The organism is Halotalea alkalilenta, from assembly GCF_001648175.1.
Taxonomy (GTDB): domain Bacteria; phylum Pseudomonadota; class Gammaproteobacteria; order Pseudomonadales; family Halomonadaceae; genus Halotalea; species Halotalea alkalilenta_A.
The window spans coordinates 1,047,490-1,063,526 of sequence record NZ_CP015243.1 but is presented as its reverse complement, the minus strand read 5'-3'; the positions used below and the strand labels follow the sequence as shown (position 1 = coordinate 1,063,526).

14 protein-coding genes are annotated in these 16,037 nt (G+C 65.4%); 8 read left to right on the top strand and 6 right to left on the bottom strand.

Going from position 1 to position 16,037, the window contains the following annotated elements; all coding sequences use genetic code 11:
- Position 1: 1 nt before the first annotated feature.
- Entirely contained in the window at positions 2–1,768 is a 1,767-nt protein-coding gene (locus A5892_RS04690) for a GMC family oxidoreductase (protein WP_064121815.1), read from the top strand.
- A complete protein-coding gene (locus tag A5892_RS04685) occupies positions 1,765–3,006 on the top strand; it encodes a c-type cytochrome (RefSeq protein WP_064121814.1) in 1,242 nt (413 codons plus the stop codon). The genes A5892_RS04690 and A5892_RS04685 overlap by 4 nt, the downstream gene beginning before the upstream one ends.
- 67 nt (positions 3,007–3,073) lie before the next feature.
- Here the strand turns inward: A5892_RS04685 and A5892_RS04680 are convergent, their stop codons facing one another.
- Positions 3,074–3,838 (bottom strand): MipA/OmpV family protein, encoded by a 765-nt coding sequence (locus A5892_RS04680; RefSeq protein WP_064121813.1) that lies wholly within the window; start codon positions 3,836–3,838, stop codon positions 3,074–3,076.
- A gap of 89 nt (positions 3,839–3,927) precedes the next feature.
- Entirely contained in the window at positions 3,928–4,413 is a 486-nt protein-coding gene (locus A5892_RS04675) for a GNAT family N-acetyltransferase (RefSeq protein WP_064124306.1), read from the bottom strand.
- Between the two features lie 174 nt (positions 4,414–4,587).
- Between A5892_RS04675 and purE the strand changes: the two genes are divergently transcribed.
- Positions 4,588–5,091, top strand: coding sequence for a 5-(carboxyamino)imidazole ribonucleotide mutase (gene purE, locus A5892_RS04670; protein WP_064121812.1), 504 nt, complete (start codon positions 4,588–4,590; stop codon positions 5,089–5,091).
- A 4-nt stretch (positions 5,092–5,095) separates the two neighbouring features.
- Positions 5,096–6,187, top strand: a complete 1,092-nt coding sequence (locus A5892_RS04665; RefSeq protein ID WP_064121811.1) for a 5-(carboxyamino)imidazole ribonucleotide synthase — start codon at positions 5,096–5,098, stop codon at positions 6,185–6,187.
- A 157-nt stretch (positions 6,188–6,344) separates the two neighbouring features.
- Here A5892_RS04665 and A5892_RS04660 read toward each other — a convergent pair whose 3' ends face one another.
- Positions 6,345–7,241, bottom strand: a complete 897-nt coding sequence (locus A5892_RS04660; protein ID WP_064121810.1) for a LysR family transcriptional regulator — start codon at positions 7,239–7,241, stop codon at positions 6,345–6,347.
- A 156-nt stretch (positions 7,242–7,397) separates the two neighbouring features.
- Between A5892_RS04660 and A5892_RS04655 the strand changes: the two genes are divergently transcribed.
- Complete coding sequence (locus A5892_RS04655; RefSeq protein WP_064121809.1) at positions 7,398–8,051, top strand: hydrolase; 654 nt, start codon at positions 7,398–7,400, stop codon at positions 8,049–8,051.
- Between the two features lie 196 nt (positions 8,052–8,247).
- On the opposite strand, the gene A5892_RS04650 is transcribed toward A5892_RS04655, so the two are convergent.
- Positions 8,248–9,267: a histone deacetylase family protein gene (locus A5892_RS04650; protein ID WP_064121808.1), complete on the bottom strand. Its 1,020-nt coding sequence runs from the start codon at positions 9,265–9,267 to the stop codon at positions 8,248–8,250.
- A gap of 411 nt (positions 9,268–9,678) precedes the next feature.
- Between A5892_RS04650 and proP the strand changes: the two genes are divergently transcribed.
- The 3 genes from proP (at position 9,679) to edd (ending at position 14,888) form a co-directional block, all read left to right on the top strand.
- A complete protein-coding gene (proP, locus tag A5892_RS04645) occupies positions 9,679–11,250 on the top strand; it encodes a glycine betaine/L-proline transporter ProP (protein WP_082890278.1) in 1,572 nt (523 codons plus the stop codon).
- Between the two features lie 200 nt (positions 11,251–11,450).
- Complete coding sequence (gene hglS, locus A5892_RS04640) at positions 11,451–12,809, top strand: 2-oxoadipate dioxygenase/decarboxylase HglS (protein ID WP_064121807.1); 1,359 nt, start codon at positions 11,451–11,453, stop codon at positions 12,807–12,809.
- Between the two features lie 207 nt (positions 12,810–13,016).
- On the top strand, positions 13,017–14,888 hold the full coding sequence (gene edd / locus A5892_RS04635) for a phosphogluconate dehydratase (protein ID WP_064121806.1): 1,872 nt from the start codon (positions 13,017–13,019) through the stop codon (positions 14,886–14,888).
- 71 nt (positions 14,889–14,959) lie between these two features.
- Here edd and A5892_RS04630 read toward each other — a convergent pair whose 3' ends face one another.
- Both A5892_RS04630 and A5892_RS04625 read right to left on the bottom strand, forming a co-directional pair.
- Positions 14,960–15,619 carry a bifunctional 4-hydroxy-2-oxoglutarate aldolase/2-dehydro-3-deoxy-phosphogluconate aldolase gene (locus tag A5892_RS04630; RefSeq protein ID WP_064121805.1) on the bottom strand — a complete coding sequence of 220 codons (660 nt, stop codon included), beginning with the start codon at positions 15,617–15,619 and terminating at the stop codon, positions 14,960–14,962.
- Positions 15,620–15,651: 32 nt separating this feature from the next.
- On the bottom strand, positions 15,652–16,014 hold the full coding sequence (locus A5892_RS04625; protein ID WP_064121804.1) for a RidA family protein: 363 nt from the start codon (positions 16,012–16,014) through the stop codon (positions 15,652–15,654).
- Positions 16,015–16,037 lie beyond the last annotated feature (23 nt).

Below are 16,037 nucleotides of genomic sequence, written 5' to 3'. Positions count from 1 at the left end.
CATGCCTACCAAACTTCCCGCTACCGATGCAGTAGTGGTCGGGCTCGGCTGGGCCGGTGCGATCATCGCCAATGAACTGGTCGATGAAGGCCTTGATGTGATCGGCTTCGAGCGAGGCCCATGGCGCGACACCGCCAAGGACTTCAACATCGCCTCAGTGCCCGACGAACTGCGCTACAACGCCCGCCAGGAACTGATGCTGCGCACCGCGCAGAACACCTGCACGATGCGCAACGACGTATCGCAAACCGCGCTGCCGATGCGCAGCTGGGGATCGTTCCACCCGGGCAACGGCACTGGCGGCGCGGGCAATCACTGGGCCGGGATCACCTTCCGCTTCCAGCCCGAGGATTTCCGCCTGCACAGCCACTTGACCGAGCGCTACGGTCGCCAGGCGGTCGAGGCGGCCAACCTCACCTTGCAGGACTGGGGCACCGACTGGGAGGAGATGGAGCCGTACTACGCCTCCTTCGAGCGCGTCGCCGGGATCTCCGGCAAGGCGGGCAACCTCAACGGCACGCTGCAAGAGGGTGGCAACCCCTTCGAAGGGGTGCGGTCGATCGAGTACCCCACCCCGCCGCTGAAGCAGCCCTATGGACCGACGCTGTTCGCCGAGGCCGCCCGCGAGATGGGCTATCACCCTTTCCCGGTGCCCTCCGCGCTGGTTTCCGAGGCCTATACCAACCCGCTTGGCGTGACCATGGGGCCCTGTACCTTCTGCGGCTTCTGCACCAACTACGGCTGCGCCAACTACTCGAAAGCGAGCGCCATCACCACCGTACTGCCAGCGCTGATCAGAAAGTCCAACTTCACCGCCAAGACCAACTGCGAAGTGCTCCGGGTCACCCTCGACCCCTCCGGCACTCGTGCCACCGGGATCGTCTACATCGACGCTTCCGGACGTGAATGGGAGCAGCCCGCGGAGCTCGTGATCGTCGCCGCCTTCACCCTCGAGAACGCGCGGCTGATGCTGCTCTCGGGCGTGGGCGAGCCCTATGACCCGGTCACCCAGCGCGGTACCACGGGGCGCAACTACGCCTACCAGACCGCCAACTCGGTGCAGCTGTTCTTCGACGACAAGAACTTCAACCCCTTCATCGGCGCTGGTGCGGTCGGCATGGGGATCGACGAATTCAACAATGACAACTTCGACCACACCGGACTGGGCTTCTTCGGCGGCGGCAGCATCCGGGTAACGCCGATAGGCGCCGCGCCGATCGCCAATCGGCCGGTGCCGCCGGGCACCCCGACCTGGGGCAAGCAGTGGAAGCGGGCCACGGTCGACAACTACCTGAGCACCATGAGCATCGGCTGCGAAGCGAGCAGCTACTCGCAGCGTGGCAACTACCTCTCTCTCGACCCGAACTACAGCGACCGGCTCGGCCGTCCGCTGCTGCGGATGACCTTCGACTTCCCGGAGAACGATCTGCGCATGGCGCAGTACTGCACCGACCGGGTCGCTGAGATCGCCCAGCGGATGAATCCCCGCCAGATGGTCGAGAAGCCGATGAAGGGCCACTGGAACTCAGGCCCCTACCAGTCCTCCCACGTGGTCGGCGGATTCATCATGGGCTCGGACCCGAGCGTGAGCTCGGTGAACAAGTACCTCCAAGTGTGGGACGTACCCAACCTGTTCGTGGTCGGTGCCTCGGCCTTTCCACAGAACCCTGGCTACAACCCCACGGGCACCGTCGGTGCGCTGGCGTACAAGGCTGCCGACGCGATCCGCCGCCTCTATCTGAAGCATCCGGGGGAGATGATCGCGTGAAAAGGACTCTACTCACCCTCTCAGCCGTGGGCCTTGCACTCTACGCCTCGCTCGGTGCAGTGCTCGCACATGCCCAGGGCGCCACTGAATACGATCAGGTAGAGAAGGGCCGCTATCTCGCCACCCTCGGCGACTGCGCCGCCTGCCACACGGCGCCCGGCGGCAAGCCGTTCGCCGGAGGGGTGGCGATCAATACGCCGTTCGGCAAGCTCGTGGCGCCGAACATCACGCCGGACGTCGACACCGGGATCGGCAAGTGGACCTTCGACGACTTCCAGCGGGTGATGTCCGAAGGCCGTGGCCCCGGCGGCTACCACCTCTACGGCGCGATGCCCTACACCGCCTATACCAAGGTCAGCGAAGAGGACAACCGAGCGATCTGGACCTACCTGCAGACCCTCGATCCGGTCGACCACCTAGTGGTGGCCAACCAGCTGCCGTTCCCGTTCAACCAGCGCTTTACGCTTTGGGGCTGGAACCTGATCAACTTCGACAAGGGCGAGTTCAAGCCCAACCCGGAGAAATCGGCTGAGTGGAACCGCGGCGCCTATCTGGTGGAGGGTCTCGGCCACTGCGGTACCTGTCATACGCCGAAGAACCTGATCGGCGGTGACAAGTCCAGCCAGTTCCTCGAAGGCAGCGTGATCGACGACTGGTATGCGCCGAACATCACCGCCGACCCGCACAAGGGCATCGGCGCCTGGAGCGAGCAGGACCTGGTCGACTACTTGAGCACCGGCAAGAACCGCTTCGACATCGCCTCGGGCCCCATGGCCGAGGAAGTGGAGCACTCCTCGCAATACTGGAACGAGGATGACCTGCGCGCGGTGGCGATCTACCTCAAGGATGGCCGAAATGCCGATGCCCAGGCACCGACGCCGCTGGCCGCCGAAGATCCGAGGATGGTCGCGGGAGCGGAGATCTACGCCGATCGTTGCGCTGGCTGCCACACTCCCAACGGCGCGGGCGTCGAAGGACTGTTCCCACGGCTCGCCGACACCGCGCTGGTCAATGGCGACAGTGCCGCCTCGCTGATGCGGGTGGTGCTCGCCGGCTCGCGTGCCGGCGCCACCGACGCGGCGCCCACCGCGCCTTCGATGCCGGCGTTCGCGTGGAACCTCAGCGACGAGGAGATCAGCAATGTGCTGACCTTCGTGCGCAACACCTGGGGCAATGCCGCGGCGCCCGTGTCACCTTCCGATGTCGCCGAAATGCGCGAGACGCTGGAGTCGCACTGAGCTCAAGCAATACGAAAACACGGGGCTGCGCCGGTTGGCGCAGCCCCGTGTCGGTTCATGCGGTGACTCAGAAGTGATAGCTGACGAAGCCGCCGCCGTAGGCCTGGGTCGCGTCGCCAATGTCATCGACGATCGAGCTGTCCTTGGCCTCGCCGGTCAAGCGGGTGACGCCGGCGAAGGCAGTGACCGAGAGCTCGTGGTTGATGAAGTAGGACAGGCTGCCGTTGATCCCGAAGCGCAAGTAGCCGCTGTCGGCGTCGTAGGCGCGCACGCCGCTGCGCGCCGACTCGCTGCCGGAAACGCTGAACATCGAGTCGGTCCAGCTCTCGCTGCTATAGGTCACCGAGGGCGAAAGCGAGGCGACCCAGCGCTCGGCCAAACGATTGCTCCATACTGCGCCGGTGGAAAGCTCGAAGCCGTCGACATCGCCGGTGAACGGTGCCTGGGCCGAGGCGTAGAACGACCAGTTCGGGTCGTACTGCAGCGCATAGCGAAGCCCGGCGGTGAAACTGCCATCGACTTCGTCCATGCCGCTGAGTTTGTCGTCGTTGTCGCGCCCGAGGGTGTAGCCGACGAAGGGCGACAGCGTCCAGTTACGCCCGCGCCATGCATTCCAGCCCAGCCCCTGGGTGGTATTGAGGTAGAAATCATCGCCATAGCTCAAATCGAGCGCAGGATAGAAGCGGGTCTCGTTCTGGTCGGCGCCGAGATACTTGGGTAGGTAGATCGCCCCGGCACCGACGCTGCCGGAAAGCTCCTGGGCGAAGCTCGCACCGGGCGCGGCGAGCGCGGCGATGACCAACACGCTGCGGGTATGGGTCAGGTATCGCATGGCATCCCTCTGTGTTCTTTTCGCGGCAAGGCACCGCCTGTTGGATCAACCGGCGCATCATAGCCATGATCCTCGGTCCGCTGCGTATTTTAGCGTAGCGATTTTCCGCGATATTGTTCCTGCTTGGTATCTGGCAGCTCGAGGATCAGCACCTCGAACGGCCTACCAAGGTCATCGCACGGCCTCGTTCCAGCCTCGACGAAACCATGGCGCCGGTAGAACGCTCGCGCCGCCCGGTTGTCAGCGTAGACCTCGAGCGCCCGGGCACGGCCAAGCATGATCGCGTGCTCGAGCAGCGCACTGCCGACGCCGCGGCGCTGGTGGCACGGTGCGACGAATAGACCGCCGATGAAATCGCCGATCAGCGAGATGAAGCCGGCCAGCGCAGCGTCGTCTCCCGCTGCTTCCGCAACGGCGATGAAGGTGTCGGCGTTGGGCAGATAGAGCTCGCGCACCAGCACTTGGTCGTCGATCAGCGTCTGTCTGCCGAGAAAACCGTGAGTGCTGAGCGATGCCTCGAGCCAGAGCGCTACGCAGGCATCGAAGTCAGCGTCGACGATGGGCCGCATGCGCATCAGCTGGGCGCGCTCCACTGCGGAAGACCTTCGAGTCGCCCCGCGCACGATGATATACTGCGCGGCTTTCCTGAACCGCACGATGGAAGCGCCCGCGCAGGCGCGCGTCGTCGTCGTTGCGATCCCGCCTGGGTGACGAACACCCTCGAGACAGATACAGCAAGCGGAGCGAGCATGAGCGTACGAGTGGGCGTGATCATGGGGTCCAAATCCGATTGGGAGACCATGCGCCATACCGTCGAGACCCTGGAGGCGCTGGGGATCGAGCATGAAGCCAGGGTGGTCTCCGCCCATCGTACCCCGGATCTGTTGTTCGAATATGCCGAGCAAGCGGTCGGCCGCGGTCTCGAGGTGATCATCGCCGGTGCCGGCGGCGCGGCGCACCTGCCCGGCATGTGCGCGGCCAAGACCTGCCTGCCGGTGCTCGGCGTACCGGTCAAGTCGAGCACTCTCTCCGGCGTCGACTCGCTGCTCTCGATCGTGCAGATGCCCGCGGGAATCCCCACCGGCACGCTCTCGATCGGCCGCGCCGGCGCGGTCAATGCGGCCCTCCTGGCCGCGGCTATGCTCGGCAACAAGTACCCCGAGATCCGCGAGGCGCTCGAGCGTTTCCGTCGCGAGCAGACCCAGCGAGTGCTCGACGACCAGGACCCGCGTCCAAGCGAAGGCGAGGGCTGACACGATGCGCATCGGTATCGTCGGAGCGGGCCAGCTCGGCCGCATGCTCGCCCAGGCAGGGGGCCCACTCGACTTCACCTTCACCTTTCTCGACCCCAGCGAATCAGCCTGCGCTGCGCCTTTCGGCCACCAGCTGCGCGCCGACTGGAACGATACCAGGGCACTCGCCGCGCTGACCGATGCCGCCGATGTCGTGACCTTCGAGTTCGAGAACGTCGATCCCGAGGCACTTGCCCGGATCGGCGCCGAGCGCCCCGCCTATCCACCGGCCAAGGCGCTGGCGACCTCTCGCGACCGCTGGGTGGAGAAATCGCTGTTCGCCTCGCTCGGCATCCCGCTGCCGCCGATCGCGCGCGTGGACGACCAAGCCGGGCTCGACGCCGCGGTGGCCGACATTGGACTGCCGGCGGTGCTCAAGACCCGCACCCTGGGCTATGACGGCAAGGGCCAGAAGGTACTGCGCGAGGCCGCTGACGTGGTCGGCGCCTTCCAGGAGCTCGGCGGCGTACCGCTGATTCTCGAAGGCTTCATCGACTTCGACCATGAGGTGTCGGTGATCGCGGTGCGCGGCCGTAGCGGTGAGACGCGCGCCTGGCCGCTGGCCGAGAACGAACACCGCCAGGGCATCCTGCATCGCTCCACTCCCCGGCCGGGGCACCCGCGCCAGGCCGAGGCCGAGCGCTATGCCACCCAAGTGATGGAGGCGCTCGACTACGTCGGAGTGATGGCGTTCGAGTTCTTCGTCACCACCGACGGCCTGCTCGCCAACGAGATCGCTCCCCGGGTGCACAATTCCGGGCACTGGAGCATCGAAGGCGCGGTCACCAGCCAGTTCGAGAACCATCTGCGCGCGATCGCCGGCCTCCCGCTCGGCGACACCGAGCGCTTGGTACCCTGCGCGATGCTCAACCTGATCGGCGCGATGCCCTCCGCCGATGCTCTGCTCGCCCTGCCCGGCGCGCGGCTGCATGACTATGGCAAGGCACCCCGGCCAGGACGCAAGATCGGACACCTCACCCTGCTCGCCGCCAGCGATGAGGAGCTCGAGCGCCGCGTCGCCGCCGCCGAGGCGCTGCTGGTCAACCAGCTCGGCTGAACGTCGGGCTCTGGCGCGGCGGCTGCCGCGCCAGAGCAGGAACACCTCGATGTTCGGCAAGCTGGCAACGATCCTGCCGGTGAGCCCGCGCTGGTCGCGAAAGATGGTCAGCGTCGACAGGCTCGGGCTCCGCGATAGTTGAAGATCGCTGCACCTCTCAGAGCGGAGCACCGCCGCCGAAGTACACCGACTGGTCGAAAAACTCGATCAGGAGTTCAGCGAGGACCCGTATCTTCCGTGCGGGATGCTGAGCTGACGGACGGATGACGTATACGCCCGCCGGGGGTGGTGAATGCCGGGTCATGATCGGCACCAGCGCCCCGGAGGCGAGGTATTCATAGGTGAGGCAATCGGGCAGGTAAGCGATCCCGAGCCCTGCTACCGCGGCGGCGACCAGCGCTGTGCCGTTGTCGGCCTTGAAGCGCCCCTGCGGACGAACCGTGATGACCTTGTCGCCATCCATGAGCTGCCAGGCTTCGGTGCCCTGCATGAGGGCCTGATGGGCGACGAGCTGCTCAGGCGTCTCAGGTGCCCCATGCGCCTTGATGTAGTCCGGACTGGCGACGAGCTTCCCATAGATCGGGCCGATGCGTCTTGCGATCAAGTTGGAGTCCTGAAGATAGCCAACCCGTATCGCACAATCGAAACCCTCCGCGATGAGATCGACGAAGCGATCGCTGTAGCAGGTCTGGATCTGAAGCTTTGGGTGGCGCCGAGCCATTTCAGCGAGCACGGGAGCGAAGTGAGTCGGGCCGAAAGAGAGCGGCGCGGCAATTCGCAAGCGGCCGCGAAGCTCACCGGCGGGCAGGATCATCTCCCTGGCGACGTCGATCTCGGCGCAGACTCTGGCCGCATAGTCCCGGAACGTGGCCCCGGCTTCGGTGAGCGCAGCCCCACGGGTGGATCGTGCGAGCAGCTGAGCGCCAAGCGCCGCTTCGAGCCGGGCAAGCCTGCGACTGACGATCGACTTGGACACGCCGAGCCGCAGCGCAGCAGGCGAAATCCCTCCCGCATCAGCAACCTCTACGAATGTCCGTAGCTCTTCGATGTCCAATTCAGCGTTCCCCATTTAGCGACACAGATCGCCAAAGGATGGCACTACCGAGGCGGAAATGGGAACAGCACACTGCTGCTTCCGGGCAACATCGCCGCTGGCGCATGCCTCCCGGAAAACCAACCCCACTCACCACAGCAGTAGAGGATGCAGATAATGACCTTTCGCAACGGCCTTGCTTCGCTTCTTCGTCCGGAAGACTCGGTACTCGTCCTGATCGACCACCAGCCTTACCAGCTCGCGAACCTGAACAGCCACGAGCCGCAGATGGTGGTCAACAATGCGACGGCTCTAGCGAAGGCCGCCAAGGCCTTCGGGGTCCCGACCATCCTGACCAGCGTGATCGCCGAGCGCGGCGGTCTCATCTTCTCGCAAATCACCGACGTGTTTCCCGACCAGGAGGTGATCGATCGGACGCTCATCAATACCTGGGAGGATCGCAAGGTAGTGGAGGCGGTGAAGGCGACGGGCCGCAAGCAGCTGGTCATCGCAGGGCTTTGGACCGAGATATGCGTCGCGATGCCGGCGATCCAGGCCCTCGGCGAAGGCTGGGATGTGACCGTGATTACCGACGCATCGGGCGGCGTTTCAGTCGAGGCCCACGAGGTCGCCATCCAGCGCATGATCGCGGCCGGCGCGAACATGATGACGTGGCTGGCGCTGGCGGGCGAATGGCAGCGCGACTGGGCCCGGACCGAGACGGCGAACGGGCTGACGGAGGTGCTCATGCAGCATGCCGCCGGTAGCGGCGTTGCGTATCTGTGGGAACAGCAGCTGCTCAACACGCCGGTACCGACCACCGCAGGATGATCCGAGCGGGGATGAAGCGGCTCTCGAGCGACGCGCAGTGAGCCGGACGTTCGCTTCGGGCCTTGTCATCCCCTCTCTATGTTGCGCGAACCGCTCCAGCCCGATTCCAGCGTGCCCCGGCTGTGGCGGGCCTCAGCGCGAGGCGGACAGGGCCTAAATCGGGCTCAGCATCGGGTCTTCAGCCGGGTGCTGCCCCTCAGACACCGAGGCCGGTGAAGAAGCGGCGCGCGTTCTCCTCCAGGCCTTCGAGGTAATACCCCCCTTCCTGCACCACCAGGATCGGAATGTCGAGCTCGCCGATCGTACGGCCCAGCCGTTCGAAGCCGGCCGAGGAGACCGTCACCTTGGCCTGCGGATCGCGCTCGAAGATATCGAAGCCCAGCGCCAGCACCAGCACCTGTGGCTGATAGAGCGAGAGCGCGCTGAGCGACTGGTCGAGCTTCGAGAAGAACAGCGCCTCATCCGAGCCGTGGGGCATCGGCAGGTTGAGATTGTAGCCCTCGCCCAAGCCCTCCCCGCGCTCCTCCTCGAAGCCGCTGACCGCGGGGTAGAAGTTCTCCGGATCGCCGTGGATCGAGACATAGAGCACATCCCGGCGCGCATAGAAGATCTCCTGCACGCCCTGCCCGTGATGCATGTCGGTATCGAGCACCGCGACCCTCTCCAGGCCGCTGGCACGCAGACGCTGGGCGGCGATCGCCGCGTTATTGAGAAAGCAGAAGCCGCCGGCGCCGTCGATCCTTGCGTGATGGCCGGGCGGGCGGCAGATCGAATAGGCGCGGCGATCACCCTCGATCAGCGCATCGGCACCGGCGATCGCGCTCTGCGCCGACCAGTAGGCGGAGCGCCAAGTGTGCTCGCCGATCGGCGCGCTGCCATCGGCGATGTAGCGCGCCGCCTCGCCGAGTACCCCGCGCAGCGGGTTGGGCGAGCGGACGAAGATGTTCGAAATCACCTCTTCGCCCCAGTCCTCCGGCACCTCCTTCCAGCGCCGGTAGGCGCTCTCGAGAAAGCGCAGGTAGTCGAAGCCGTGCACCGCACCGATCGGTGCCGCGCCCGCATCATCGGGCACCCGCAGCTCGAAGCCGAGCCCGCGCGCTGCGGCGACCAGATGCTCGACGCGCTGCGGTATCTCCTGCGGCGTGCGCATCATGCCGCGCGAGAAGTAGCTGCGTGGATGGTGCAGCGCCTGGTCGGGATGGTAGAACGCTTTCATCGTCACTCCTGATGGTTGTGGTTGGATCGAGAGACGGACTAACTCTGGCGGGCAAGCCGATCGCCTTCGCCTACATCATGCCTGGAACGGGCCGGGCCGGGCTCGTCCCCCCCAGCGCCATCATGGTATCGCCAATGGTGGCCAACCCACCGAACAGCGCACCGCTGCACTGACGTTTCCCGCACCCAGGCGCGACCGAGGATTGCACCCGCTCGCGTCTCTCAAAGCGGCCGCGAACCGCACCACCACACGCCTAAAGCCATACCGAAACTTAACCTTTTTGCTTTCCTGATTAGGCATAATTCGCGCCATTTGCGCTGATTGGGCGAAAAAATCCCGCACCCTCGCTACAATGTTAAGTTTTAAGAAAGCAAACAGTCGCCCAGCTCGGGCTGCCAAGGAGCTAACGCAATGAGCACAAGCGACCTCTCAGCAGGCGGCGAGCCCGCCATCCAACAGCGCAAACGCAAGAAGCGGCTGCGCCTGGAGGACATCACCGTGGTCGACCGCGCCACGCTCAAGCGCGCGGTCGCCGCCGCCGCGCTCGGCAACGCGATGGAGTGGTTCGACTTCGGCGTCTACAGCTACATCGCGGTCACCCTCGGTCGAGTCTTCTACCCCGACAGCAGCGGCAGCGTACAGCTGCTGGCGACACTGGCGACCTTCGCCGTCGCCTTCCTGGTTCGCCCGCTCGGCGGCATGTTCTTCGGCCCGCTCGGCGACCGGATCGGACGCCAGAAGGTGCTCGCCGCGACGATGATCATGATGGCGATCAGTACCTTCTGCATCGGACTGATCCCGAGCTACGCATCGATCGGCATCTGGGCGCCGATCCTGCTGCTGCTCGCCCGGCTGGTCCAGGGCTTCTCCACCGGCGGCGAATACGGCGGTGCGGCGACCTTCATTGCCGAGTACTCCCCCGACCGCCGGCGCGGCTTCATGGGCAGCTGGCTCGAGTTCGGCACCCTCGGCGGCTACGTGCTCGGCGCCGCGATCGTCACCGCCCTAACCAGCTATCTCGACGACGAGACGCTGCTCTCCTGGGGCTGGCGCGTGCCGTTTTTCATCGCCGGCCCCTTGGGGCTGATCGGTCTTTACCTGCGGCTCAGGCTCGAAGAGACGCCTGCGTTTCAGCAGCAGGCCGAGGCGCAAACCAGCGAGCCGACGCCGAAGAACGAATTCGTCAACATGATCACCAGCAACTGGAAGGCGCTGCTGGTCTGCGTTGGGCTGGTGCTGGTGTTCAACGTCACCGACTACATGCTGCTCTCCTACATGCCCAGCTACCTGTCGGCCAACCTGGGCTACGACGCCGACCACGGCCTGCTGCTGGTGCTTTTGGTGATGCTGGTGATGATGGTGGTGCAACCGCTGGTCGGGCTGCTCAGCGACCGGGTTGGACGCAAACCGGTGATCCTCGCCGGCTGCATTGGCTTCCTGGTGCTCTCGATCCCAAGCTTCATGCTGATCCAGACCGGCAGCACCCTGCTGATCTTCGCAGGCCTGATGGTCCTCGGCCTGCTGCTCAACTGCTTCACTGGCGCAATGCCCGCGGCGCTACCGGCGCTGTTTCCCACCGCGATCCGCTATGGCGCACTGGCGATCGCCTTCAACGTCTCGGTCTCGCTGTTCGGCGGCACCACCCCGCTGTTCACCGCTTGGCTGGTCGACGTCAGCGGTAACCTGATGATGCCGGCCTTCTATCTGATGCTCGCCGCGGTGATCGGCGCCGCCACCATCCTCGTCACGCCGGAAACCGCGAGCAAGCCGCTGAAAGGCTCCTCCCCCTCGGCCTCCGATCCAGCCGAAGCGAAGGAGCTGCTCGCCGAGCACCATGCCAGCATCGAAGAGCAGCTCGAGGAGATCGAAAGCGAGCTCAAGCGTATCGAAGCACGTCGCGACAGCTTGATTCACCAGCATCCCGAGCTCTCCAAGCGCGACCGGCAAACACCGGCGCAGGGAGATGCCCCAGCGGCGTCCTGACCTCGGCGCGCGCGCATGGTGCGAAACGACGAAAAAAGGACCGGTTCTCCGATCCTCTTCTCATCAATTGATTCGCATTCGACGCATCAACTGCCGCCCCGTTGCGATCAGCCACCGCGCCGCGCTGCGACCAATGGGGATTGAGCGGCATCTCAGAGCAGGGCTAGAGTGGAGCTTTACTTGTCGATGCCGAGCCTCCCATGCCTTCGTTCGTTTCCCCCGATGAGATCCGTACGCGATTTTCCCAAGCGATGTCGGCGATGTATCAGCAGGAGGTGCCGCAGTATGGCGAGCTGCTGGACCTGGTGGCGGAGGTCAACCAGGCGGTGCTGACGGCGGACCCGGCGCTCGCCGAGCAGCTGGCTTCGAACGGAGAGCTCGAGCGGCTGGGGCTCGAACGCCACGGGGCGATCCGGGTCGGCAAGCCGGACGAGCTGTTCATGCTCCGGCGGCTGTTCACGGTGATGGGAATGAGCGCGGTGGGCTACTACGATCTTTCGGTGGCCGGGGTGCCGGTGCATTCGACCGCATTCCGCCCGGTCAGCAGCGATGCGCTGTCGCGCAATCCGTTCCGGGTCTTCACCTCGCTCCTGCGCCTCGAGCTGATCGACGACCCTGAGCTGCGCGAGCGGGCGGCGGACATCCTCGAGCACCGGGACATTTTCACCCCCGGCGCACGTAGGCTGATCGACAAGGCGGAGCGGGCCGGGGGGCTGAGCGATGAGGAGGCGGATCGATTCGTGCACGAGTCGCTCGAGACCTTCCGCTGGCATCGCTCGGCGACGGTGGATCGAGCGACCTACCAAGTGCTGCACGAAGCCCATCGGCTGGTCGCCGACGTGGTCTGCTTCAAGGGCCCGCACATCAATCACCTGACCCCGCGCACGCTGGATATCGATGCGGTGCAACAAGGGATGCCGGCGCGTGGGATCACGCCGAAGGCGACGATCGAGGGTCCGCCGAGGCGGCGCTGCCCGCTGCTGCTGCGCCAGACCAGTTTCAAGGCACTGGAGGAGCCGATCATGTTCCAGGCCCCCTCGTTCCACGCCCAGACAAGCGAGACGTCCGGCTCGCACACCGCTCGCTTCGGCGAGATCGAGGCCCGCGGTGCGGCGCTGACGCCCAAGGGCCGCGCGCTGTACGACCGGCTGCTCGAGCAGGCATGCACCGCCACCGGCGGCGACTATGAAAGTGCGCTGGCACGGGCCTTCGAGGCCTTTCCCGATCAGCTGGAGACGATGCGCCGCGAGGGGTTGGCCTACTTTCGCTATCGGCGCACCGATCCCCAGGCACCGATCGACCCCGCCGAGACGTTGGATGCGTTGATCGCTCGCGGCGCGGTCGAGGCGACGCCGCTGATCTACGAGGACTTCCTGCCGGTCAGCGCGGCGGGAATCTTCCAATCGAATCTCGACGGCGACAATCGCGCCCACTACACCGCCAACGCCAACCGTGAGGCATTCGAGCAAGCGCTGGGCGGCCCGGTGCTCGATGAATTCACCCTCTACGGCGAAACCGAGGCTCGCTCGATTGCCGCGCTCGCGTGCGCCGCTGGCTGATTTTGGTCGCGATGCTCCTCCACCACCCGCGCCAGCCGCGGGTGGTAACCAAACCGATTACCCTCCATATTCGAACCATGGCCTGCGGTGGATGACCGCACTTAGTGTTTTTTTACCCAACCTTAGCCGCAGCAGGAGTCAATCAGCGGAGAATTTTGGTAAATTTACCAACATAATCTTCCGACCGTGACAAACGAGGTTGCCCCCATGCACGCTACCCTGACTAGCGTCACTCAGCGCATCCAGCAGCGCTCGAAGGCGCGCCGCGCGCTCTACGAGCAGCGCATGCAAGCCCAGCATCGGCAGGGCGTCCATCGCGGCGCGCTCGACTGCGGCAACCTCGCCCACGGCTTCGCTGCCTGCGGCGCGTCGGACAAGCAGCAGTTGAAGCTGATGAATGCCGCCAATCTCGGCATCATCTCCTCATACAACGACATGCTTTCGGCGCACCAGCCGTTCGAGCGCTTCCCGGAGCTGATCCGCGAGGCGGCGCGCGCATTGGGCTCGACCGCGCAGTTCGCCGGTGGCGTACCGGCGATGTGCGACGGGGTGACCCAAGGCCAGCCGGGGATGGAGCTGTCACTGTTCTCGCGTGACAACATCGCCCGTGCAGCGGCGATCGGGCTTTCGCACAACATGTTCGATGCCGCCCTCTACCTGGGCGTATGCGACAAGATCGTCCCGGGACTGTTCATCGCCGCGGCGCGCTTCGGCCATCTGCCCACCGTGTTCGTTCCCGCAGGCCCAATGCCCAGCGGACTGCCGAACAAGGAGAAAGCACGGGTACGCCAGAAGTTCGCCGAGGGCAAGCTGGGCCGCGCCGAGCTGCTCGAGGCGGAATCCGCCTCCTACCACTCCCCTGGCACCTGCACCTTCTACGGCACCGCCAACTCCAATCAGCTGATGATGGAGATCATGGGGCTGCACCTGCCGGGATCTTCCTTCGTCAACCCGGACACCCCGCTGCGCGATGCGCTGACCGCGTTCGCCACCGAGCGGGCGGTGAAGAACTCCGAGCCGGCCGGCAGCTACCTGCCGTTCTGGCGGCAGATCGACGAACGCGCGATCGTCAATGCAATGGTCGGCCTGCTCGCCTCTGGCGGCTCGACCAACCACACCCTGCACCTGGTGGCGATGGCCGCTGCGGCCGGTATCACCCTGAACTGGGACGACTTCGCCGAGCTCTCCAAAGTGGTGCCAAGCATGATGCACGTCTACCCCAATGGTCAGGCCGACGTGAACCACTTCCACGCCGCCGGTGGAATGAGCGTGCTGATCCGGGAGCTGCTCGGTGCGGGTCTCCTGCATGGCGACATCCAGACGATCATGGGCACGACGTTCGCCGAGAGCTACACCCTCGAGCCGTTCCTCGACGATGGCAGGCTGGTGTGGCGCGACGGTCCCAGCGAAAGCCTCGACCCAGAGGTATTGTCCAGCGCCGCCAAGCCGTTCTCGAAAAGCGGTGGGCTGGTGGTGATGGATGGCAAGCTCGGCCGGGGGGTGATGAAGGTCTCGGCGGTGAAGCAGGAGTTCCGGGTGATCGAGGCGCCGGTGCGGGTGTTCGCCGACCAGGAAGCACTCAAGCACGCCTTCACCGCCGGTGAGCTTGAGCATGACTTCATCGCGGTGGTGCGCTTCCAAGGGCCGCGTGCCAATGGCATGCCGGAGCTACACAAGCTGACCCCCTACCTCGGCTCGCTGCTCGATCGTGGCTTCCGCGTCGCGCTGATCACCGATGGGCGGATGTCCGGCGCCTCGGGCAAGGTACCTGCGGCGATCCACATGACCCCGGAGGCGATCGACGGCGGCCCGCTGGCGAAGCTGCGCGACGGCGACATGGTGAGACTGGACTCGATCGAAGGGCACCTCGAGGTGCTGGTCGATGAGCAGGAGTGGGCCTCACGGGAGTGCGCCACCGTCGATCTCAGCGCCTATCACCATGGGCTCGGCCGCGAGATGTTCGCGGGCTTCCGCCAGCTGGTCGGCGGCGCGGAAGAAGGCGCGAGCACCTTCGGCGGCTTCGAGGCGGCCGAGATCGGCGCCAAGGAAGCCCCACGAGTCGCCGAGCCGTCGCTTTGAGACGCTGACTTCTGGTAACGCAAACACCCGGGCCGAAGCCCGGGTGTTTGCGTTACGCTCGAGCGCCCCGATCAGGCGAAGCGTTCGACCGCTTCGCGAGCCAGCTTGGTGATCCCCGCCCAATCCTTGGCATCGATCAGCGCCTTCGGAGTGACCCAGGAGCCACCGACGCACATCACGTTGGGCAGCTTCAGGTAGTCGCCTGCGTTGGCGAGACCGATGCCACCGGTGGGGCAGAAACGCACCTGCGGGATCGGGCCGCCGAACGACTTGATCGCCGCCGCACCGCCGCTCGATTCCGCCGGGAAGAACTTGAACCGGCGCAGGCCGTACTCCATGCCGAGCATCAGTTCGGAGATGGTCGCGATCCCTGGCAGCACTGGTGAACCGCTGGTCACCGCATAGTCGAGCAGGGCGGGGGTCGCCCCCGGGGTGACGACGAAATCGACCCCCAGCGCCTCGACCTGCTTGTACTGTTCGACGGTGATCACCGTGCCCGCACCGACGCTCGCTTCCGGCAGCGCTTCGCGCATCGCGGCGATGGCCTCCAGCGCACAGTCGCTGCGCAAGGTCACTTCGAGTATCGGCAGGCCGCCTTCGACCAGCGCACGACCGAGCGGTACCGCGTCTTCGAGGCGCTCGATGACGATCACCGGAATCACCTTGGCCTGGGCGCAGATTTCATCGAGCGCCTCGGTCATCGCCGGTGGCAGGGTGTTGTGTTCACTCATGTAGGACTCCTCGAAACGGATCGCGACCAGGCTCAGCCTTGATCGACGGCGGCAGTGACGGTGATCTCGACCAACAGCTCCTCGGCCGGCATCGGTCCGAGCACGCAGGTGCGAGCGGGCGCATGGCCCTCGGGAACCCAGGCGTCCCACACTGCGTTCATCGCGGCGAAATCCTCGGCATGCTTGATGTAGAGGGTCGCGGTGAGAAGCCGTTCGCGGCTCGAGCCGATCTCCTCGAGCAGCGCATCGATTTGCGCCAGCGTGCTCTTGGTCTGCTCGGTAACATCGCCGCCGCGGGCCTCGGGGCTCGCCACTTGGCCGCAGAGATAGGCAGCACCGTTGTGGATCACTGCGCGGCTCATCCGCGCGCCGGTGTCGTGACGCTTAATGTTCATCGGGTTTCCTTGATTGACGAAGA